This window comes from Achromobacter sp. AONIH1 (assembly GCF_002902905.1).
Taxonomy (GTDB): Bacteria; Pseudomonadota; Gammaproteobacteria; order Burkholderiales; family Burkholderiaceae_B; genus Achromobacter.
In genome coordinates, this window is record NZ_CP026124.1 from 2,047,923 (window position 1) to 2,073,191 (window position 25,269).

Sequence of the window (25,269 nt, forward strand, 5' to 3'; positions counted from 1 at the left end):
ATGAGCATCAAGAAACTGGCGCGCAAACTCTGGACCGGCCGTTCCTCCCGCGAGGTGCAGCAATCCCTGTTCCGGCGACGGCCGCTGTTCGAGGCGCTGGAGCGCCGCTACCTGATGTCGGCCGAACTGGTGCCGCCGCCTCCGCCGCCGGCTGGCGAGCAGGCGCCCGTGACCATGCCGGCCCAGCCCGGGCAGGCCGGCTCGCAGGCCAAGAAGACCAGCGCGCCGGGCGCGCATCCCTACCTGGTCGAGCGCGCCGCCTTCCAGAAGCAGGGCGTGCTGGGCGAACAGATTTCGCTGGATCAGTACGCCAAGGCCAACGCCGCGCGCCAGGGCGACGCCAAGGCCTGGCTGCCGGGCCAGGCGGCCGGCCAGCCCGCGCCCCTGACCGCCATCGAGGGCTACACCACGCAGTCCGAGCGCACGCCGGTGCGCCAGATCATCTTCGTGGATCCGTCCATCGACAACGCCGAGCAGATGGTCCAGGGGCTGTACAGCCTGGTCAGCGGCAAGACCGAAGGACTGGGCGGACTGGCCCGGCCCACGGGCGAGGGCCCGCAGCTGCAGGTGCTGCGCAGCCATGACACCGAGATCATCGTGCTGGACGGCCGCTATGACGGCGTCGACCAGATCACCCGCATCCTGGGGCAGCACAAGGACCTGGCGGCCGTGCAGATCATGAGCCACGGCAGCGCCGGCTCGCTCACGCTCGGTTCGGCGACGCTGGGCCAGGGCCAGCTCGATTCCTACAAGGACCAGTTGCGCGCCTGGGGCGACGCGATGGCCGAACACGGTGACATCCTGCTCTACGGCTGCAACGTGGCCGCCGGCAAGGGCGGCGTGGCCTTCGTGGACAGCCTGTCCGCCATCACGCGCGCCGACGTGGCCGCGGCCACGCATACCGTCGGCAGCGCCGCGCTGGGCGGCGACTGGGTGCTGGACTACCGTCACGGCGCCATCGAGGCCACCACGCTGACCGTGGCGCGCTGGGATGGCGTGATGGCGACGTCCACCGGCGTGCAGACCGGCGGCTCCACGCTGGTCGGCGTGGCGACCAACGACAAGCTGGTGGCCTACGGCAGCGGCAACACCTTCGTGTTCAACAACAGTTCCACCGCCGCGACCACGACCATCGAACTGCGCCAGGGCATGAAGCAGGAGAATGGGGTCTGGGTGCGCAACCAGGACGACGCCAACGACAACAACACGCTGGACTTCTCGGCGATCAAGGGCAACGTCACCGCCATCATCAGCAACAACGACAGCTACCAGATCCGCTACACCACGGTCGACGCCAACAACAACTGGACCGAGCGCACGGTCAACGTGGTGTTCAAGTCGGCCGACGGCAGCCAGAGCCTGAAGATCGGCGACAAGACCTTCAACCTGGTCGGCACCTCGCAGAACGGCAAGACGCTGCTGGACTACAGCGGCTATGCGACCGGCGTGACGGTGGACCTGTCCGGTCCCACGGCCAGCGGCAACGGCGAAGCCGTGCCGCCGCCGCCGCCGACCGGATTCGGCTACGTGCGGGCGATCAGCGCGGTGAAGGGCTCGGCCCAAGGCGGCAACCGCATCACCGTGGTGGGCGACACCACCGTCACCATCAGCAACGCGCAGGACATCATCAAGGGCAGCGGCGGCGGCAACACCTACATCGTCGGCGCCGGCATCAGCGGATTCACCCTGACCCAGCAGGCTGGCCAAAGCGGCAACACACTGGACCTCTCCCAATTCGGCGCCGACATCACCGCCCGCGTGCAGACGCAGGGCGGCGTGAGCGTCTACCTGGGCGCCGGCGTGGCGCGCGACGGCAGCATCAACAGCTTCGCGGGCGCGACCGCGCTCGTCAGCAATCTCGACATCCAGATTTTCGTCGGCGTGGCGGGCAAGACCACGCTGGACTACTCGGCCTACGAAGACAACGTCAGCGTCAACCTGAACTACCAGGACGAGGCCACCGCCCTGTACGACGCCAGCGGCCTGAGCGGCGTGCTGAACATCGCCAACGTGATCGGCGCGGGCGGCAAGTATGGCAACGACATCGTCGGCGGCCTGGGCGACAACATCATCACCGTGGCCAACAGTCGAGGCGTCAACCGCATCAGCGGCGGCGGCGGCAACGACGTCATCTACGGCAACGGCAATCTGAACGGCGGCACCACCGAGTACATTGGCGGCGTCGAGAGCGACGCGACGCTGACGGGCGACAGGACCACGGCGGTGCTGACCAACACGCCGCCGGGCGCGACGGCGTCCACCCGGGTCGATCTGCACGGCGTGGCCGCCGTGACCCTGCAGGACTATCGCACCATCGACAGCGCGGCGGCGCCGGGCAGCGCCTATCACGCCGCCACCCTTGTCACGCTGGACGGCTCGGGCTATTCGGGCGACCTGACCCTGATCGGCAGCGCCGGCGCCAACGTGCTGCGCGGCGGCCTGGGCAACAACACGTTCACCGGCTATCAAGGGAACAACGATCTCTGGGCCCAGGCGGGCGCGCTGAGCAACAAGCTGTCCGAGAACGGCAGCTGGAACTTCGTCCTGACCAACACGGGCCTGCAGGCCACCCATGTGGACGACGGCCTGGGCACCAATGGCGGCGCCGGCGCGGTCCTGAGCAATACGCTGCATGGCACGTTCACGGACGCCATGCTGAACGGCGGCCTGAACGCCACCCTGATCGATGCCTCGGCCTTCTCGGGCAACACCGTGCTGGTGAGCGGCCTGATGGCCGGCGGCGTGATCAAGGCCGGCAACGGCGCCAACCGCCAGCACCAGATCATCCTGCTGGGCGGCGTCTACGACATCACCGGCGGCACCGGCCTGAACGCCAGCACCGAGCTGGTGGCCATGGCCGATGGCCTGACGGGCGCGACGGCGGCCGAGCTGAAGGCCGATGCCGACGCCCGCAAGGGCGCGGGCTGGCTGGCCCTGCGCACCAGCAATGCCAGCGCGGGCTGGGACGGCTGGATCCAGCGCGGCGCCACCGACATCACCGGATCGAAGTTCCGCAACATCACGTCCGCCAAGGTGGTGGGCGGGGACTACAGCAACTGGATCGACACCTCTGAATTCAGGGGGCGGGTCAGCATCGACGGCAGCGCCGGCCGGGCGAACACCTTCATCATCGGCAACGCCTACGTCAGCGACGTCATTGGCTCGGCCGGCGACAACACCATCCGCGTCGCTACGGGCGCCAACAGCCTGACCGTCACCAACGGCCGCCTGACCTTCGCCGCGAGCGGCGGGCAGACGCTGGTCTCGACCTTCACCAACGTCAACGATTTCGCCATCACCGTGCAGGACAATGGCCGCGTCGTCGACACCACCGGTTTCACCGGCGTCACCACCAAGACCTATCTCAGCGACCTGAAGAGCGGCTACCAGGCCAGCAACGGTCCCGCGCTGAGCCTGCTCTTTCCCACCGCCGGCAACGCCCGCGTGGACGTGGGCCTGGAAGGCATACGCACGATCCAGGACCTGATCGACGCGATCAAGGCCAGCGTGATGGTGGACGCCGCCGGCGCGCCGCTGCGCGTCGCCGTGGAAGGCCCCAATGCCGGCAAGCTGCTGGCCGCCTCCGACACCAGCACGCGCTGGGATTATCTGTATGCGCTGGACGCCAGCCTGAATGCCCAGGGACAGCTGGAGATCCGCTACAGCCAGGATGCGCTGAACGCCGGCCTGTCGGGTGCCTATACGCTGCTGCCCGGCATGCAGGCGCAGCTCAACCCCGACGGCACCACATCCAGTTCCACGGTGCTCGTGTCGCAGGCCGCCTGGCAGCTGGGCCTGATCGCGCAAGGCGCGCTGCAGCGCGGTTCCGACGCCAACGGCGTGCTGCGGGGCGACGCGCTGGCCGTCGGCCACCGCACCGAGTTCACGCTGGCCGGCGGCAATGCCCTGGTGCGCTCGGGCGGCGGCGACAACACCTATATCGTCAACTACGGCATGGGCGCCAGCGATACAGGCGAAGGCAACCGCATCCAGACACAGGCCGGAACCGGCACCCATCATCTGGTGGTCAACACAAAGCAGAGCGTGGTGCTAGCGTCCGGCGCCGGCGCGACGGACAGTGTCTATTACCTGAGCGGCGCCACTCAGCTTGGCAAGGTGCTGTTCACCGCCGGCGCCATGAACGACGCCGCGCTGTACGCCCGCAACGAAACCGGATCGGTGACACTGGACGCCACGGCCTGGAACGCGCCCGTCACGCTGGCCAGCCACGGCGGCTTCAACATCCTGAAGGGCAACACCAGCAACGTCAGCTTCGTGGTGCAGCAGCCGGCCGTCACCGGCGGCGCGCAGGTCGTCCTGTCGCTGGCGCAGGCCGGCGGCAGCAACAACACGGTGCAGATCTTCAAGTACGCCGCCGAGGCGACCGGCTCGGCTCCGGCCGTCTCGACCTCGCTGTCCGAACTGCTGCAGGCCAACGGCGCGCTGGTCGGCGTCAAGATGGACACCAACACCGACAACGTCGGTTACGTGCTGGACCTGGGCGACAAGGGCGTGGTCGACATCGACCCCGGCAAGGCCGCCGCCGGGCGCAACGTGACCGTCAAGGGCGGGACCTACACGGTCGAGCATGACATCACCGTCGACAACCAGCACACGCTGCGCCTGGAAGGCCAGCAGATCACGATCGGCAAGGACACGGGCGCCAACATCCTGCTGACGGCCGGCGCGATCCAGGTGGTGGCGCAGAGCTATCGCCCGTGGCGCAGCACGGTCGCGCAGATCTACACGGTCGAGGCCGCCATCACGGTCAGGAACGCCACGCTCTGGGCGACCAACGCCAACGGCGGCGGCATCAGCCTGGACGCCAAGCTGGACAGCGCCCTGTACAAGCAGCCCGACAACGGTCCGGCGTCGAGCGGCATCTGGGGCAAGATCACCGGCGGCGCGAGCAAGGCGCTGGAGGCGGTGAAGGCCTTCACCGACACGGCCGGCGCCATGGCCGCCTGGGCCGGCATCAAGTACAGCACGTCCATCAATGTCGGCAGCAATGCCAGGCTGGTGTCCAACAGCGACATCTCGGTCAAGGCCAGCAACACCGTCAAGGTGGAGCTGAGCCCGCTGGTGGCCAAGATCGCCGGCATCGCCGTCGGCGTGCTGGAGAGCTATTCCCGCGTGACCATCGACGGCAGGCTGGTGGCGGCCAAGAGCATCACCGTGCGGGCCGACAGCGACCAGTCGCTGACCATCTCGCTGACGCCGGGCCAGATCGGCGCCGTGCCGGCCGTGATCGGCGTGGGCGTGAGCGTGGTGCTGAGCGACGCCTCCGTGCATATCGGCAGCGGCGCCAGGCTGGAGACGGGGCTGCGCGCCACCGTCGATCCCTACACCTACGTCGCGAGCGGCATGGGCGGCGACGTGACCGTCGCGGCCCAGACCAAGCACAAGGTCGGCATCAGCATCTCTGTCTCGGGCAGCATGGCCGAGAGCGACGACACCAAGGTCGTGCCGCCGGCGTCGGGCAGCACGTCGACCGGCCCCGCCCAGGAGTCGGGCAAGTACGACGCCAAGTACGCCAAGGTTGGCGCGGCGGTGGGCTTCGCCTACAGCCAGGTCAACACCGAAGTCTTCATGGACGGCGTCATCGTCGCGCGCGACGCGGGCAAGGTGCTGGTGCAGGCGCTGACGCTGGATGGCGGCAGCGCGATCTCGGTCAAGACCATCCTGGGCGGCCGCGCCGCCACGGGCGGCGACTATGCCAGCAAGGTGCAGTATGAAGCCAAGTCGGCCGTCATCGGCAAGGTCGCCACGCCCATTTCCGGCGCGGTGACCAAGGGCCTGGGCACCGGCACGCAGTACGTGAAGTCATTCTTCGGCGCGCTGGTCGAGGACAGCAACAGCCGGACCTTCAAGGAGAAGCTGCGCGACGTCAAGGCCAAGAAGGACGCGCAGAAGATCATCGACTACGACAAGGATATCCAGAAGGAGATCGACAAGCCGTCGACCGAGTTCCAGGTCGGCGCCGCGCTGGGCATGGCGATCAACAACTTCAGCACCACGGTGCGCATCGGCGATGGCCAGAACGCCGCGCAGATCACGACCGCGGGCGGCGCCGTGCAGGTCGAGGCGCGCAGCAACTACAACACCAAATTCACGGTGATGAGCGGCGTCGACGACAAGGTTGTCGCCGACAAGCAATCGTTCCTGAAAAAGAAGAACGACGTCACCACCGACCAGGTCAAGCGCAATGTCGGACCGGACGGTTCCGACCTGGGCGCGGCGGCGGCGGTGGTGGTCAGCATCGACGACATCAAGACGACGGCGAGCGTGGCCGCCAACGCCAGCATTTCCACCAAGGGCGGCGCCGTCTCCGTGTCGGCGCAGAGCCTGAACCAGATCGACCCGAACAAGCTCTGGCTGGTCAACCTGTACGCGCCGTTCGACGGCATCGAGGCCAAGTGGAAGGCGGCCGACGGCACTTCGGCCAAGATGGGCGTGGCGACCGGCGCGGCCAAGGCCTTCCTGAACAATCTCCAGGCCACGCTGAGCAGCACGGGCGGCATCTCGTCCAGCTTCAGCAGCTGGGTCAGCGCGACCGCCAAGAGCAAGAAGCTGGCGCTGTCGGGGGCTTTTTCCATCGACGTGCAATCGACCCAGACCCGCACGACCGTGGCGGGCCTCATCGACACGCGCGGCGGCACGGGCGGCGCGGCCGGCAATGTCGACATCAAGGCGCTGAATTCGACCCAGCGCATGAACCTGGTGGGCAACATCATCCTGCCGTCGATGTCGATCGGCGGCGAGAAATCGCTGAAGCAGGCGCCCGACCGCGAAAAGACGCAGGGCCGGCTGGCCTACGGCAAGGATCTGGCCAAGGGTTTTCTCACGCCCAAGGTGGACGGCTTCGACTACGGCAGCCAATCCAAGGACGGCTCGGCCATCGGCGTGTCGGTCTATGTCAACGTGGCGACCCACGACACCCAGGCCGTCGTCGCCGACACGGCCAGGATCTACTCGAAGGACTTGAACGTCGAGGCCGGCAACGAGCTGGTGTCGGTGACGCTGGGCGCATCGGGCGGGCAGGCCAAGACGGTGGCCGTGAACGGCGTGGTGCTGGTCAACGTGACCAGCGCCACTACCGTCGCCCAGGTGGCGCGCGGCGCCACCGTGGCGGCCACGGGCACGGCGTCGATCCAGGCGCGCGACGCGACCTGGGTCGGCACCGTGGCCGGCGCCGCCGCCGGCTCCCAGACCGTGGGCGTGGGCATGAGCGTGGCCATCAATGACGTCAACCGCGATACCCAGGCCCTGATCGGCCAGCGGCGCGACGACGCCACGCCGGTGTCGGGCGCCGCCGGTTCGTTCTCGGCGGGCAAGCTGCTCATCGGCAGCGAGAACAAGGGCTTTGTCGGCAATCTGGCCGTCTCCGGCTCGCGGGTATCCAGCCCGGTGGCGGGCGCGGGCGACGGGACCGGCGCGGGCGGCGCGGGCGGCACGGCCGGCGGCGGCACCGATGTGCTGGGCACCAAGGCGCCGGCCAGCCAGGGCGGCGCGACGCCGGGCAAGGACAGCGCGGCGCCGGATCCCGACGAGCTGCTGTCGCTGTCGGACATCCTGAAGGAACTGAGCAACTCGACCTCGACGCTGACGCAGGACAGCGGCTCGGGCTCGGGTTCGGGCGGCGGCGGCAGCCAGCAGCAGTCCAAGGCGGGCGTGGCGATATCCGGCGCGGTCGCCGTGAACATGGTCAACGACTTCGCCCAGGCCTACATCAACGCGGCCGGTCTGACGATCACCATCGGCGGCGACGCCACCATCAGCGCGACCAACGGCACCCATGCGCTGGCGCTTTCCGGCGCGGTGGCGCTGGCGCAGTCCGACAATGCCAAGACCAACGTCGGCATCGCCGGCGCCTACAGCATGAACGGGCTGGGCGGCGAGGCGCGCGCCGAGGTTGCCCTGGTGGGCAGCCTGCTGGTGGCCGGCGACCTGGCCCTGTCGGCCCGCCGCACGGGCGTGGCGGTGACGCTGGCGGCCGGCATGGCCGGCGCCAAGGGCCAGAAGGGCGTGGCCCTGGCCGGCTCGGCCGCGGTGACGACGGCCAACTACGGCAATATCGCCCTGCTGGGCAACGCCACCAAGATCAGCGCGCGCGGCGTGAAGGTCGAGGCGCGCGACGGCAGCGTGCTGGCCACGGTGGCCGGATCCGGCGCGGTGACGGACGGCAAGGCCGGCGTGGGCGCGGCGGTCGCGGTGAACATCAGCAGCACCCGGGTCGAGGCCGGCATCCGCCAGGCCATCGAACTGCTCTATACCGGCAAGCTCGACGTGTCGGCCGAATCCAGCCAGGTGGCGGTGGGCTTCGCCGGCGCGCTGGGCGTGGCGCGCGACGGCGCCGGCGTGGGCGGCTCGGTGACGGTCAACGTGATCGCCAACCGCATCGAGAGCTATATCCTGAACAGCCAGGTCCGCTATGACGGCACGGACAGCAGCGGCCACGACATCAACGTCAGCGCGCTGGACAAGACCACGCTGATCGCCATCACCGGCGCCGCCGGCGTGGGCAAGAAGGCCGGCGTGGGCATCGCCATCAGCTACAACGAGATCGGCAACGCGGTGCTGGCCGGCATCCAGGGCTCGGTCGTGAACAACAAGGGCGGCTCGGTCAGCGTGACCGCCGAGGACAACTCGGCCCTGGGCGGCGGCGCCGTGGGCGTCGGCGTGGGCATGGGCGAGGCCATGTTCGCGGGCGCGGGCTCGATCCAGGTCAACCGCGTGCATTCGGCGGTGGCGGCCTATGTGCTGCCGCGCTATGTCAACAACGCGGCCGTGGCCGGCAGCAGCGCCATCACGGCCAACGCGCTGACGGTAAAGGCCACCGAGAACAATACGCTGGTGGCCGTGACCGGCGGCGTGGCGGTGACGCTGGGCGGATCCGTGGCCGTGGGGGCCTCGGTGAGCGTCAACGAATTCAGCTCGCGCACCAGCGCGCTGATCGAGAACAGCGCGATCGATGTGCAGGGCAAGCTGGATCTGTCGGCGCATTCCTCGCCGCTGATGGTGTCGGTGGGCGCGGCAGGCGCGCTGTCCAAGAAGTTCGCGCTGGCCGGCGCGGTCAACGTCAACATGATGCGGGGCGCCACCGAGGCGCGCATCTCGAACAGCACCGTCAAGGCGGGCCAGGCGGCCGGCTTCTCGGGGCAGGCCGTGCGCGTCAATGCCTCGGATGCGTCGGCGCTGTACGCCATCACGGTGGCGGGCGCGGTGGCGACCGAGGGAGCGGCCGTGGGCCTGGCCGTGGCCGTCAACATCATGGGCGGCAATACCGCCTTCGACCGCAACCTGCTGAGCTTCGACAGCAAGCAGCTGGCCGATTCGGGCGCGCAGGTGCAGATCGCCGAGGTGGCCGGCAACGGCTCGCCGGCGACCAATCCCAAGGTGACCGCCGCCATCGTGGCCAGCGACGTGCGCGTCACTCGCGGCGACATCAACGTGTACGCCGGCCTGGTGGATCCGCTGGCGGCGGGCGGCAACGCCCAGTTGAACGGCGGCAGCGTGCTGGCGGTGAACGACGGCGCCATCACGGTGAATCAGGGCGGCAGCTCGCTGACCTTCACCGGCGCGGCCGCCGAGATCATCAACGGCAAGGACACGACCGGCAACGCCGGCATGAGCGCGCCGCAAGGCAGTTCCGGCAAGGAGTTCTCGGGCTGGCAGACCGGCGACGGCATCTACCTGAGCGCCGGCGCCGGCAATATCACGCTGGCCGACGGCAGCAGCCTGCGCGGCGACCGCATCTACTACATCATCCGGCGCGCGGCGCCGGACGGCCAGGCCATCATCCAGCTGGCCGACACCCAGGAGGACGCGCTGCGCGGCAAGGCGCTGGCGTTCGGCGCGGTGAGCAACATCGCCGGCATCCGCTTCGCCCACGTGCGCATGCAAGAGGCCACGCGCGTCAACCTGCAGCCGTACCACGGCGCGGACGCGACGGTGGGCGTGGACAGCGCCAACAACCGGCTGGTGGTCAACGCCCCGTTCGATGGCGTGCAGGAAGGCTCGGCCATCGTCTACAGCGGTTCGCTGGCCAATGGCCAGATCGAGAACGTGCTGGCCAACCGCATCCTGCGCCAGGGCCAGGACGTGCTCAAGGTCGGCGTGACCTACTACGTGGTCAATCTGGACCGGTCCGTCAACGGCCAGGTGTCGTTCCAGCTGCGCGACGGCCAGGGCAATCTGGTGAACTTCAGCGGCGCCACGACGGGCGGCGCGATGCAGCGCTTCAGCGTGGACAATCCCGCCGGCGCCTTGCTCAACGCCAATGGCAGCCTGACGCTGCCCAAGGCGCATGGTCTGGCGACGGGCGACAAGGTGGTGGTCAACCTGGGCGCCCAGGGCGTGCTGACCGGGCTGACCGACAACCACGTCTACGTGGTCGAGGTGATCGACAGCAACACGCTGCGCTTCAAGCAGGTCGACGGCAGCGCCGTGACGCTGGCCCAGCTGGGCTATGTGTCCGAATTCAACGCCGCCACGGGACGCTACCAGTACTACCTGGCCGATGCCGCGGGCAACAAGCTGCTCGACGGCCAGGGCAAGCCCAGCGCCGTCAATCCGGATGCAATGATCGGCATCACGCGGGTCAAGCTCGACCAGCAGACCTCGCAGTCCACCACCACGACCAAGCCCGATGGCACCCAGCAGACCGTCATCAGCCAGGGCCCGGCCCAGGACGCGACGCTGAGCGCCGCCTCGGGCAATGCGCGCAATCCGGCCGAGAACAGCCTGGGCCTGGCCACCGACGGCGGACTGGCCACCGGCGACCTGGTGGTCTACCAAAGCCAGGGCACGGCCATTGCCGGCCTGGTGGACGGCCTGCGCTACTACGTCATCAATGTGTCCGAGAACGGCAGCTACCGCTATCAGCTGGCCACCTCGCTGCAGAACGCCAAGGACGGCATCGCCATCCAGCTGGGCGCGACCAGCGGCTCGGGCGGCGTCACGCTGCGCAAGGTGGTCGACAAGCTCGACAGCGGCGGCGGCATGATTTCGCTGGACATCGGCGCGCTGACGCAGGGCCACGGCCTGACCAACAGCATGCTCAGCATCACCGTGGCCGGCGCGGGCGGCAAGTCCCTGGGCGGCGCGGGCGCCATCGGCGTGAACCTGTCGCGCACCGAAGTGCAGGCGGTCATCGACAACAGCGGCGCGGCCGCCGGCACGCAGCTGCGCGCCGATGCCGGGCGCGTCTCGGTCTCGGCCCAGGACAGCAGCCGCATCGTCACGGCCACGGGCGCGCTGGGCATCTCCACCACGCAGGGCGCCTCGGCGGCTATCGGCGCCTCGGTCGGCGTGGCTGACATGCAGAACGGCGTGCGCGCCCTCATCCGCGGCGCGCAGGTGACGGCGCAGGCCGTGCAGGTGAGCGCGGAAGAACGCGCCAGCATCTACAACGTCTCCGTCGGCCTGGCCGGCGGCGCCGGCGTGGCCGTGAGCGGCTCGCTGGCGGTCAACACCATCCAGAACACGGTGTACGCGGGCGTCACGGACGGATCGACAATCACGGCCACCACGGGCGACATCCGCATCACCGCCCGCGACACGGCCAGCATTTCGGCGCTGGCCGGCAACGTGTCCGTGTCCATCGGCGGCCGCGTGGCGGCCGGCATGGCCTTCGCGGTCAACCGGGTGTTCGACACCGTCTACGCGGGCGCGGTGGGATCGGCGCTGTCCGCCGCGGGCGACATCGTGGTCCAGGCGACCTTCGCCCGGCCCGACGACATGCCGCCGGGATTGGACGCCCAGATATCCACCATGGCGGTCAGCGGCGCGGTCGCGGCCGGCGGGTCCGGCGCCAACGTGGGCTTCGGCGGCTCGGCGGTGCTCAACTGGATCGCCAACACCATCACGGCCGAGATCGCCGGCACCGCCAGCGGCCAGGCCGTGACGGCGGGCGGCGACCTGCTGGTCCAGGCGCGCGACGCCTCCACCATCAACAGCCTGGCCGGCGCGGTGGCGCTGGGCCTGGGCAGCCAGGGCGCCAGCGTCGCCGTGGGCGCCAGCCTGTCGTACAACTACGTGGGCGGCGCGCCGCTGGGCATCTCGCGCTCGCATTCCGTGAAGGCGCTGATCCGCGACACCGAAGGCCTGGTGAGCGGCGGACACGTGCAGGTGTCCTCGCGCTTCGAGGGCGCGATCAACAACATCACCGTCGCAGGCAGCGTGGCCGTGGGCACCGTGGCGGTGGCGGTGGGCGGCTCCGTGTCCATCAACCGGGTCAACAGCCGCAACGAGGCAGGCATCCGCAATGCCCGCCAGATCGAATCGCGCGCGACCGGCGGCTCGCTGGCGGGCGTGGCGGTGCAGGCGCGCGACGACGGCTATGTGCTGGCCGTGGCCGGCGGGCTGGGCGTGGCGGTGTCGCCGGGCAGCGGCGCGGGCATCGCGGCCGGGGTCGCGGCGACCGACAACCGGATCGGCAACCAGACGCTGGCCTACATCGACGGCACCAGCGAGACCAATGCGGGCTCCACCACCCTGGTGCGCACGCAGACCGGCATTTCGGTCGATGCGGTCAACAATTCGCGCATCGTCTCCGTCTCCATCGGCGTGGCGGCGGCGGTGGCCGCGGGGCAGGGCTTTGCCGGCGCGGGCGCCGGCGCCGGCAGCGGCAACACCATCGAAGGCTCGGTCGAGGCGCGCCTGACGCGGGTCGACACGCCGTCCGGCGGCACGCTGAATCAAGGCGCGGTGCGCGTCTCGGCCGCGAACACGGGCAGCATCGTGACCGTGGCCGGCGCGCTGGGCGTGGCGGTATCGGCCGGCAGCGCCGGCGTGGGCGCGTCCATCGGCGTGTCGGTGGCGATCAGCAGCATCGCCACCACGGTGCGCGCGCGGGTGGAGGATTCCGTCCTGCGCGTGGCCAATGCCGGCGTCACCGTCAAGGCCAGCGACGAGGCCAGCATCACGGCGATCGCCATCGGCGGCGCGGTCGCGGTGCAGGCCGGCGCGGCCGGCGTGGCCATCGCGGTCGGCACCAGCGTCGCGGTCAACAAGGTATTCAACACGGTCGAGGCCACGGTCTCGGGCGGCCGCATCGAGACGGGCGGCGGCAAGCTGACGCTCAGCGCCACCCAGCAGGCGGATATCCTGTCGGTGGTCCTGGGCGCATCCGTCGCGGTGTCGGCGGGCAGCAGCGCCAACGCCGCCATCGGCGGCGGCGGCGCGCTGGCGCGCAACGTGATTTCGGCCAGCGTGCGCGCCGGCATCAGCGGCGCCATCATCGACACCCGCGCCTCGGGCGGCGCGGCGGGCGCGGTGGACGTGCTGGCCTTGGGCCTGTCGCGCATCAACGCGGTGGTGTTGGGCATGTCGGCCTCGGTCTCGGTCAGCCAGTACGCCGCGGCCTCGGCCTCGATCGGCGTGGCTATGGCCGAGAACGTCATCGGCTACGACGTCAACAGCGCTGGCCAGGTGGTCGCGCTGGGCGCGGGCCGTCCGGCCAATGAGATCGTGGCCTTCATCGACCGCAGCGCCGTCACGGCGGGCGCGGTCAGCGTGGATGCGCGCAACGTCTCGTTCAAAGCCAACGGCGACGTGGACCGCAAGCAGAGCATCGACGCGGTCGTGGTGGCCGGCGCGGTGGCGGTGTCGGTGGCCTATGCGCCGCCCGTCGTCGACGGCGCCAGCCTGGCCGTCTCCGGCGCCGGCGCTGGCGCGCGCGCGGTCAACAAGATCCAGACCGGCATCACGGCGCGCATCAGCGACCAGAACCAGCAGAACCGCTTCGAGGCGGGCAGCGTGACCGTCAGGGCGCTGGACCAGGCCGAGATCAACAGCACCATCGCCGCGGTGGCGATCGCCGTGGCGGTGTCGCTGGGCGCGACCGCCGCCTTGTCGGTGGCCGCCTCGCTGGCGCAGAACGAGATCGGCAACACCACGCTGGCGACCATGGACGGCTTGCGGATCGCCGGCGCGCCGGCGATCACGGTCAAGGCCGACAGCCAGGCCGCCATCACGACCGTGTCGGTCGCGGTGTCGGTGAGCGTGGGCGCGGGCCTGGGCGGCGTCTCGCTCGCGGGCGGCGGCGCCAATGCGCGCAACCTGATCGGCTCGTCCGCGACGGCGCTGGTCAACGGCTCGCGCATCGACGGCAATGCCGGCAATGCCTTGAATATCGATGCCGACATGAGCGGCACCATCAAGGCGACCGTGGTGGTCGCCAGCGTGGGCTTCACGGCGGCCGGCGCCTCGCTGGCCATTGGCTCGGCGCTGGCCGAGAACAGCATCACGGAAACGGCCGGCGCGCGCGCCGGACTGACCGGCAGCAAGCTGTCCAACCTGGGCGCGGTGTCGGTCACGGCCGACAGCGTGCAGCGGCTGGAAGCCAAGGTCGGGGCCGGCGCGGTGGCGGTGGCCATGGGCGGCGTGGCGCTGGCCGGCGCCGGCGCGGCGGCCTTCAACACGAGCAAGGCGGTCACCCGTGCCTATGTGGATGGCCTGACCCAGGTCGACACCGCCGTGCGCGCGGCCGAGAGCCTGACGGTCAAGGCGACCAATACCTCGACGCTGGAGGCGACGGCGGTCGGCGCCAGCGCGGCGGGAACGGGTTCCGGCCTGGCCCTGTCGGTGGGCGCGGCCGTGGCCGGCAACAAGACCCTGGGAGCCGTCGAGGCCTATGTCGACAACAGCGTGTTGTCGGTGACGGGCACGGGCGCGCAGATGGCGCGCCTGAGCGTCGCTGCGCAGGACGGCAGCACCCTGAAGGCCAAGGCCGTCGGCGCCTCGCTGGCCTTCTCCATGCAGGGCGGTTCGGTGGCGGTGGGCGCCACCGATGTCAAGAATGTGGCGGCGGCCAGCGTGCAGGCGCGCGTCAGCGGCGCCACGATCACGGTGTCCGACGGCGTATCGGTCACGGCCAGGCAAACCGCCACGGTGGACAGTGTCTCCGTGGCGGCCTCGGCGGCGGTCGCGCTGACGGGCGTGGCGGTTTCCGGCGCGGGCGCGGGCAGTTCCCAGGTCGTGGCGAACGAGACGGGCAGCCGCCTCACGGGCTCGACCGTGACAGCCGGCACCGGCGTGTCGGTCACGGCCGAGAATACGTCGACCATCACCGCCGTGACCGGCGCGGTGGCGGCCAGCGTCACCGGCGCCGGCCTGGGCGCCAGCATGGGCGTGTCCATCGCCAGCAATACCTTCGGCGCCTATTCGGGTGACGGCGTGACGCGCACCAACGGCGCGCAGGCCTACATCGCCAACAGCACCGTCACCGTGGCCAAGGGCAATCTCGATGTGCTGGCGACGTCCAGCGAGACCCTGAACAGCGTCAACTTCGCCGGCGCGCTGGCCGTGGTCGGCGCGGGCGTGGCGGTGGCCGGCTCGGGCGTGCAGGTCAGTAACCGCTATGCCAGCAACACCTCGGCCTACATAGACGGCTCGACGATCACCGTCGGCATCGACGGCGAGCGCGGCTCGCTGACGGTGCGGGCCAAGGACGACAGCATCATTGAACGCTCGGCTGCCTATGGCGTGGCGGCGTCGCTGGGCCTGGCGCCCGGCGCCAGCGTGTCGCTGGTGGTGTCGCTGGTCGACACCACGGCGGAAAACACCGTGTCGGCCTACATCGGCACGGCCGGTGGCAAGGAGGTGGGCGCCTATGACAATCTGTCGGTGCTGGCGCTGGAGAAAACGCAGTTCAAGAACCTGGAGGCGGTGACGGCCTCGGTCGCGGCCAGCGCCGGCGTGGCCGGCGCGGGCGCAGGCGTGCGCGTCACCAACAACACGCGCAACAACGTCAGCGCCCGCATCACCGGCAATGGCAAGGTCGGCGCCTTGGGCGCGCTGGCCGTGAAGGCCGACACCAATGTGTTGACGGAAATCGACCTGACCCAGGTCAGCGTGGCCGTGGGCGTGATCGGCGCGGCGGTGGGCGTGGGCATCGCGGAGAACATCTCCCGCGACACCACCACGGCCTCGGTGTCCGAGGCGCAGGTGTCGGCGCCGAGCGTCAGCGTGGACGCGCTGGTGGCGGTGGACTTCAGCCGCACCCAGACCGCCGGCGTGGCCGCCACGACGGGCCTGGCCGTGAACGTCAACAAGGCGAAGGTGGATATCGGCGCGACCACGCTGGCCGAGGCGCGCAACGGCGCCGTGCTGAACGGCGTGGGCGTGACCACGGCGTCCGGCCGCACGCCCGGCCTGGTCAGCGTCAACGCGCAAGGCACGTACTATGGCAAGGCCTATTCCAAGGCGATCACCGGCGGCGTGATCGGCGTCGGCGTGATGAGCGCCGAAACCGTGCTGCAGGGCTCGCTCAAGGCCGTGGTCGACAACGCCAGCCTGCGCGGCGACGTGATCGGCGTCACGGCCAGGGCGACGACCGACCGCAACGGCGAGGCCGGCCTGCTGGCCGAGGCGCGCTCGCTGGAAGTGGGCGGCCTCACCATTTCGGTGGACAGCGCCAGGCTGAGCACCAGCCTGGACGCGCGCGTGGAAATCTCCAACCGCGCGCAGATCGAGGGCACGCTGCTGAACATCTCGGCCAGCCAGGCGCAGTCGGTGGGCGTCAGCATGGACGCCGGCACCATCGCCCTGGTGGCGGGCCGGCAGGGCAAGATCGAGGCCGACATCGGCGGCTCGTCCTATGTCGGCATCAGCGGCGGGGCGCGGGTCATCGGCAACAAGGTCGACATCCGCGCCAGCAACACGGTGCGCGGCGAATCCGCGCTCAGCGCCTATTCGGTCAAGCTGGTGGGCGCCGACGTCAGCAAGCATGACGTCAAGATCCGTCCGCAGTCCGTCATCGAGGTGAGCGGCGCGCGCGCGGCCGGCGACACCATCGACACGGCCGGCGCGACGGTGGTGCAGGCCAGGGGGAACTACGGCACTCCGGGCATGCTGGACATGGTGGCGACCAACGACATCATCTACACCCAGCGCAACAAGATCACCGGCGTGGCGGGATTCACCGTCACGCTGTCGACCAACCACCTGAGCACCGACGGCGCGCTGGCCCAGGTCAAGATCAACGGCGCCTTCGTGCGCAACACCTTCGGCGACGTGACGCTGGCGGCCAATACGCGCGGCGTGACCACGACGATCAGCGACATGCTGATCATCTCGGTGGCCAGCGCGAGCAAGACCGACAGCAACAACGACCTGACCGTGCGCAACAGCATCCAGATCGACAATTCGTCGATCGAGGGCGACAACATCCTGGCGCTGGCCGGCAACAGCAAGGTCTCGGATCCGCTGTCCACGGGCTATCTGCTGGCCAACGACAACGTCTCGTTCACGATGGTGGGCGTGGCGCAGATCCCGCTGGTCAACAGCGGCGCCAAGGCGCGCCAGATCAACACCATCCTGATCGACGGCGTGGCGACGAATGGCTCGCTGATCAAGGCGCAGCGCAACGTGCGCCTGGAAACCAACCCGTCGATGCTGGACCAGGCCAAGGTGAACGGTTCGGTGCAGGTGATCGGCCTGAACCTGAACCCGACGGTCAAGCTGGCCGCCGGCGTGGTCGACAAGGCATCGAGCAAGGTCGCGACCTCGTCCGCCACGCGCATCATCGCCGGCGTGAATAACGCGGCGAATGTATTCGTGATCCCGGCCGAGCTGCTCAAGGCGCTGGCCCAGGCGGGCGTGCTGGTGCTGCCCACGCAGGCCAACCCGACGGTCTCGTTCGACCCGAATTCGCCCGCCGTCAAGGCCATCCTGGAAAAGCTGCTGGGCGCCAACTCGACCAGCCTGAACGGCGCCGGCGGCACGGTCAACATCGACGTGCGCTATGAGCTGACGGCGTTCCGCGCGCAGGACATCGAGGTCAACGTCACGACCGGCATGATCATCAAGAAGGGCAACGACTATTACTACTACGACAGCCTGGACAGCCGCAACCTGAACCTGGCCACGGAAAACTACGGCAACAGCTACTGGAAGAAGAACCCGCCCTCGCTGACGCAGGACGACAAGGACGGCGCGCTGGACTGGGACTTCGGCAGCTTCGCGGCCGACAAGGTGGGCAGCATCTACTACGTGCTGAAGACGGTGGACCTGGGCCAGCCGGTGCTGCGCTACGCCAGCCAGCAGAACATCATCAGCCAGCAGATCCGCACGCTGACCAAGATGCAGTCCGAGCACGCCTCCGACCCGCAGGCGGTGGCGCGCTACCAGGCCAACATCGCGGCGCTGCAGCAGCAGCTCAAGAGCCTGCAGCTGACGGACAGCAAGGGCCGTTACCTGGATTCGTTCTACACCTTCTACGTCGATATCCCCAACCTGTATGCGTCCGGCGGCTCGGTCTATGTGAGCGCGGCCGATACCAGCGGGGTGAAGACGGGCGGCATCGACGCGCGCGCCAACACACAGATCAACATCGTCAACGATTCGCCGATGCTGATGAACGTGAACGACGCCGTCGTCATGGACGGCACCATCATCCGCCCGGGCTCCGACGGCGAGATGAAGATCTTCAGGTCCGGTCATCTGTACATCAACGACGCGTCGGTCAAGGGCGCGACCGGTTCCGACGTGGCGGAAGTGCGCGTGTTGCAGCTGAAGAACGGCTGGGCCGCCGATCCATTCGGCGGCGCGCTGGACGCCGAGATGATGGCGCTGGTGGGCAACGCGCCGGTGGACCTGAACCTGCTGGGCGCGGTGGTCAATCCGCTGGGCAAGGTCTCGGTGGTCAACACGCTGGGCAGCATCAACGTCACCGGCACGATCTCGGCGCTGAGCCTGGACATCCAGGCCAAGGGCAACTTCAGCCTGCAGAGCGACGGCTGGTTCAATACCGGCGCCGATCCCACGGTGCTGGAGAACAGCTGGAAGTTCATCGTCGACTATTTCAAGAACAATGCCGCCAGCACGGGCGCCAGTGAAACGGCCTCGGACGTGCTGCTGAAGTGGGGCTACCGCAACCTCGGTTCCTTCTCCTCCTACATCGCCAGAGACAAGGCGGCCAGCGATTCGCGCATCTTCGCGCTGGGCGCGGTGAACATATCGGCCCTGACGCTGAACATCGACGGCAAGATCCAGAGCGGGGTCACGGACGCCTATATCCGCATCGATTCGTCCTTCCGGGGCGACAAGAACAAGTCGTTGCAGGACAACAATGGCTACGCGAGCAGCGGCGTGTCGTACAGCGCCGACGGATCCATGAATCGCTTTGGCGCGATCACGGGCCGCTTCGACTACGCCACGCAGACCATCATCCTGGATCCGATCCGGCTGGCGGGCGGCAGCATCACGCTGACGGGCCAGATCATCTCGGTGGGCAACGGCAACCTGATCGTCGCCAACGGTTATGCCTCGGTGCGCATCGACAACCAGACCACCTATGCGCTGGTGACCGGCGACATCGACGTCAGCACCTACCGCAAGGGCCGCATCGAGATCATCGACACCGCGCGCGGCCAGCGCGACCTGTACGAGCTCAACGGCGCGGACCAGGTGGTGCACACGGTCTGGAACAAGTTCGTCCAGGTGACGAACGCCGGCGTGGGGCAGCCGGGCTGGGTCTGGGTCTACGACAACGGCAGTGGCCCGGGCAACACGGCCGGCTCCAGCGCCGTGGTGGGGAACCTGGGCGGCCAGCTGACCACGACCTACAAGCCGGCCCAAGGCCAGGTGATGGTCTGGGTCATGGGCTGGGAATCCAGCGAAACGACCACGACCACCTACGTCACCAAGCAGCTCAACCTGATCGGCGACGGCGTCGATCCGCTGGGCTGGCTGACCAACAAGAACACCACCAAGAAGGGCCCCTACGTCACCTATGCGCAGTCGCGCCCGGTGCTGGTGTCGACCGTGGTGGCCTATACCAGTGAATCTTCCGTGCCTGGCGTGCTGCGGGACCAGCTCGCGGCCAGCGGCAAGCTGAAAGACGTGGTCCTGCCGAACTACGTGGAAGGCAGCGGCAAGCAGGAGCTGCGGGCGGACCCGAACGGGCCGATCTACATCCCGGGCCTGGGCCGCTTCAGCGTGGTGACGGTGGGCGGCCAGCAGCTGGAGAGTTCCGACTTCGTCGTCACCTACCGCAAGTACAACACCAGCGTCATCGTGCGCAACGACGGGCCGCATTCCAGCGGCGGCGGCTGGCTGCGCACCAAGACCACCACGCTGACGCAGGTGGTCGAGAAGAAGCAGCAGGAGCTTTATACCTTCTACGTGCCGGCCTCGCAGGACATCAACCTGACGTTCCTGGGCTCCAGCTCGCAGCCGAACGCGGTCTATATCCGCAGCAACGGCGACGTGACGCTGGGCGGCAACGTGATCGTCGGCAATGGCAAGACCGTGCGCATCGAGGCCGTGTCGTCGTCGAAGTCGACGTCCATCACGACTCGCGGCGAGGTCGGCATCCTGGCGCGCGATCCCAATGGGCAGATCCAGCCGGGCACCGCCTCGGTGAATGTCGAGGCCTACGCGCTGGGCGGTTCCATCCAGTTGAACGTCATGGGTTCGGCGGGCTATACCCGGGCCGAGGCGCGCAACGATATCCGGCTGACATATTTCTCCGAGGGCGGCACCAGCTCCCGGGCCATGCTGCAGAAGGTGGCCTCGTCGGCCGGGACCGTCTATATCGAGGCGCTCAACGGCATCTACGCGCACGCCTCGGCCGGCAACGACACCGTGGTGCTGGGCAATCGCGTCGAGCTGAACGCCGGCTATGGCGCCATCGGCTCGGCCGCCAAGGCGCTGTCCATCCATGCGCGCCAGGGCTTCGCGGCCCAGGCCGGACTGGCCGGCGGCGTGGCCGGCGCCGACAAGAGCATTTACATCGCGCAGAACGTGGCCAACGCCGACCTGGTGCTGGTCAAGCCGGTGAACTGGGTCAATCCGCAGGCCTCGGTGTACTCGCAGCTGGGCAGTGTCAGCATCACGCTCAACGGCGGCTCGCTGCTGGACGGCGAGAAGGCCGATACCCGCACCGCGACCGAGAAGGCCTATCCCACGGTCACGGCCAGGATCCTGGCGGATCTGAACGCGCAGATCGCGCGGTACGAAGGCTATTGGTCGGGCGTGCGGGCATTGCAGGTGGCCAGCATCACGCTGGGCGGCGCCGGGACCTTCCTGAGCACCCAGCTCGAAGGCGATGGGCGCTACCTGGCCGTGGCTTTCGAGCGCGCCGGCGACTACGAGGTCCTGCTGAAGGCGGCGGTGGACGGCGGGCGCCTGGTGCGCCTGGCGTACAACAACAGCCTGAACGGCAACGCGCGCCAGGAAATCCTGGGCAAGCTGATCGCGGTGTCGAACGACGGCCTGAACTACCGCTTCCAGTTCTCGGTCTACGATTCGGCGACCGGCCTGTTTGCCGCGCCGGTGTCGATGGCCTCGCTCGGCTACACCGCCGGCAGCCAGGGCGTGCTGTTCGGCCCGGCCTATGGCCTGGCCGGCGCCACCGACACGTCCAACGCCAACCTGCCGATCCGCTTCACCCTGCCGGCGACGTTGCCCGCGTCGACCCTGGGGTCCGGCGTCCTGCAGATGACGTTCACGCAGGCGCAGCTGAACCAGCTGGCCGCCAGCGGCAATGGCGCCGACGTGCTGGCCGCGCTGCGCAAGTACACCTATGTCGAGATCGGCGGCCAGAAGCTGCTGATCGACCTGATCCTGCCGGTCATGAAGAATGGCGGGTACTGGGGATCGCAGGACTTCGACACGGTGCTGATCACGCTGAAGACGCCCTATGTGGGCATCTCCGCGTCGACCAACGGCCACGTGTCGCTCAATGTGGTGCTGGGCGGCGGCAGCGGCGAGTATGGCGGCGAGAACTACGCCGACAAGGTCCAGGCCGCGCGGCCCGGGGTGCCGGCCAACGGAACGCAGGTCAAGAACCCGCCGGCTGGCGACAGCGACATCACGAATGCGGTCATCGCGGCGATCAACGCCTACAACACCGCCCATCCCTCGGCCAAGATCCCGACCGGCCCGGGTTCGCTGTACGACCTGCTGACCAACACCGCGCTGGGCAAGGCCGGCTCGGTGATCCAGCGCAGCGTCACCAGCAATACCATCGCGCTGGCCGGTGCTGCCCTCGGCTGGCAGATTCCGGCCACTGTCTCGTCGGTGCAGGAATACGTCGCCTGGCTCAACGACCCGGCCAATGGCCTGGTGGGCAGCGAGATCAAGCTGACCATCGACGGCGTCGAGGTCACGCGCCGGATCCAGTCCTTCGACCTGAAGCGCGCGGACGGTTCGGTGTCCATGGGCATCTACCACCCGGACAACTATCTGTCGCTGGTGCTGGACGATACCGTCACGCTGAAGCACTACTACGTGCGCGACGGCAGCGACACCGTCGTCGCCCAGCAGCTGCCGTCCGAACTGACCTTCGGCCTGACGGGCCTGGGCAAGGGCGACAACAAGGGCGAGATCGCCTATGCGATCCGGCGCGGCCTGGGCGCGACCGCGCTCATGCAGGGCTCGCTCGCGGTGGACAGCCGCTCGGCCTGGGGCTGGTGGGGCAATCAGAACCTCACCTTCTACCAGTACACCGAGACGACAACGGGCGGCGCGGCCAGGTATGGCAACTATGTGAGCCTGGGCAACGGCTTCAGCTGGGACCTGAGCGCGTCCAACCTGAGCGACGGCGCGCGCATCCAGATGCTCAACGCGATCAAGTCCCTGCTCGCCAGCGGCCAGAACATTTCGCTGACCGGCCTGGACCTGTTCATGACCAACGACGGCACGACGCGCACGGGCCATCAGCTGGGCGTCTACGACAACGGCAAGCTCAAGATCGTATCCGTGGTGGACGAGTTCGGCAATCCGCTGACGGCCCAGAGCCCGGACAGCGCCTGGCTCAAGGGCCGGATCGTGTTCGCCGGCGATGTCTACGCCGAGGAATCGCAGCTCAAGGCGCTGTACGCCTACCGCAATCTGGACACCAATGATCCGAACTGGAGCCAGAAGCCGATCGATCTGGGCGGCATGGTGGTCAACGCGGGCATCCGGCTGGTCGATTCCGGTTTCGCGCAGCAGTCGCTGGCCGCCAAGGGCGCGGCCTCGCTGACGCTGGCCGGCAACGACGCGCTGACGCGCGGCCAGCGCGTGGAGCTGAGCTTCGCCGGCTCCAGCCAGACGCTGGTCTACTACATCAAGAGCGTGAACGGCCGCGTGGTGACGCTGGCCGACACGGCGGACAACGCCTTCCTGCCCAATGGCGAGGCGCTGACGCTGGAGCAGATCCTGAAGGCCGTGGGCGCCACGCCCGGCGCCATCTCGGTCAGGCTGCTGGACGCCTCGGCCAGCGGCGCGTCCGTCGCCACGGACGACGTCATCACCCTGACCAAGACCGACATCGTGCCGGTGCTCGATGCCGCCGGCAACGTGACCGGCTACCGCAATCTGCAGAACTACGACCGGGTCTACCTGAACGACGCGCTGGCCAAGGATGGCAAGACCATCAGCCTGCAGAACAACGTGGCCTACTACGTGCTGGTCGAGAGCGGCAACCGCGTTCGCCTGTTCGCGTCCAAGGAACAGGCCATGCTGTACCAGCAGTTCGAGCAGCTCAGGCAGACGCCGGACGGGCAGGCCCTGATTAAATCGCTGTTCACCGACGCGGGCATCATGCCGCAGTTGCTGACGGGATTCGCCGCTGCCAATCTGCGCGGCATGTTCACGGTCAGCACGCATCTGTTCCAGGCCCAGGCCATGGCGGATCCGGCGAGCCTGAGCGCGCAGATGCAGGCCCTGCACGAGCAGTTCAAGAACCAGGCCTACGACCCCAATCACCTGCCGTCCAGCCTGAACCTGGCGGGCGTCCAGGACCTGGTGAAGTCGGTGCGCAACCAGGTGGTCTATGACTACGCCGTGAACAAGGAACTGGCGCAGACGGCCGAGTACCACAACTATTGGCGCGAGCGCCTGACCTCGACCGTGGGCGCGTCTTCGGCGCTGACGGGGCTGGCCGACGGCAGCTTCAAGCTCGCCAACATGTTCATCGTGGATGACGGCAAGGGCGGCTTGCGCGCGCTGGCGACCGGCGACGAGATCTACTTCCGCGACGCGGTCGGCGGACTGCGGGCCGACACCGCGTACTACGCCATCGTCGGCGCCGACGGCAGCATCCGCCTGGCGGCCACGCTGGCCGACGCCATGCTCTACCAGACGGGCGCGGGCCAGAACGATGCCCTGCTGGCCCTGTATCCCGGCATGGGCAAGGCTGTCACGGTGGACTTCAAGGCCGCTGACCTGGCGAGCGCGCAGGCCTATGTGCGCAACTATGTCCAGAAGACCGACGCGCCGGCGCAGACGGCCGACGAGATCGCGTTGTACGGCAGCAGCTACCGGACCGGGTACTTCTTCTACTTCTCGGCGGCGACGCTGCGCAATATCGAGAACAACCTGCTGTATCCGGTGTCCGCCACCATCAACGAAAAGGTCTTCGATATCGACAGCCAGTCCGAAGGCGTGCCGCCGGCGGATCGCTTCCTGAATGTGAAGGCGGGGCAGGGCATTACGCTGCGCACCTCGGGGCAGGGCTCGATCGGCGCGCAGCTGGGCGAATACACGCTGAAGCTGCCCGACCTGAGCACGATCAGCGGCGACCAGCGCGCCAACATCTTCGACGCGCTGCCGGAGGCCGACAAGGCCATCCTGTCGCGCGCCAATGCCGCCAACCTGGCGGGCGTCTATCACACGCTGTACCGCTATATCGGGCCCGCCGGCACGGTCTCGCTGGACCGCGCCCACGTGGACTTCACCGACGCCAGCCTGTGGCGGGCGGTCAATCCCATGTTCTCGAACGATGCCGCGCTGCAGCTCGGCGCCAGGCTGGCGGCGGGCACCGAACTGCAATTCCTGTTCGCCGACCGCTTCGGCCTGTTCGAGAACAGCCGCGAGGTCTTCGTCTACAACAGCCGGATGCTGGAAGGCGCGACCGGCGGACAGCTGGCGCAGCTGCAGGCGAACATCGCCGCGGCCCGGACCGCCGGCCTGCAGGTGGTGGACATCGGCAGCGGCTTCCTGGACCCGGTCTGGAAGGCCGTCGACGTGCCATTCGTGGCGCAGGACGGCGCCAGCGCGCAGCAGCTGAAGACGGGCGCGCTGGTGGGCGACATGCGCGATCCGCGCTATCTCACCATCAACCTGACCCGCTCGCTGGCGGTGCAGGCGGTCGACGGCGTGGTGTCGGCCTATAGCGACACCACGGTGGGCCTGGACTCGCCCAAGGGCAGCATCCGCCTGGGCGACATCCATGCCGCCAAGGGCATCACCATCACGGTCAGCGCCCAGGGCGGTTCCATCATCGGCACCGACGCGGGCACGCTGGAGAGCCAGGGCCAGGTCAGCCTGGTCGCCAAT

Annotated in this window: 1 protein-coding gene (cut by a window edge); it reads left to right on the forward strand. The window is 68.7% G+C overall.

The window, feature by feature from the left end:
• Positions 1 to 25,269 carry the 5' portion of a DUF4347 domain-containing protein gene (locus C2U31_RS09470; protein WP_103272614.1) on the forward strand. Its footprint extends 6,615 nt past the window's final position, so the window shows 25,269 of its 31,884 coding nt (coding positions 1-25,269); the start codon lies at positions 1 to 3; its stop codon lies off the right edge, out of view.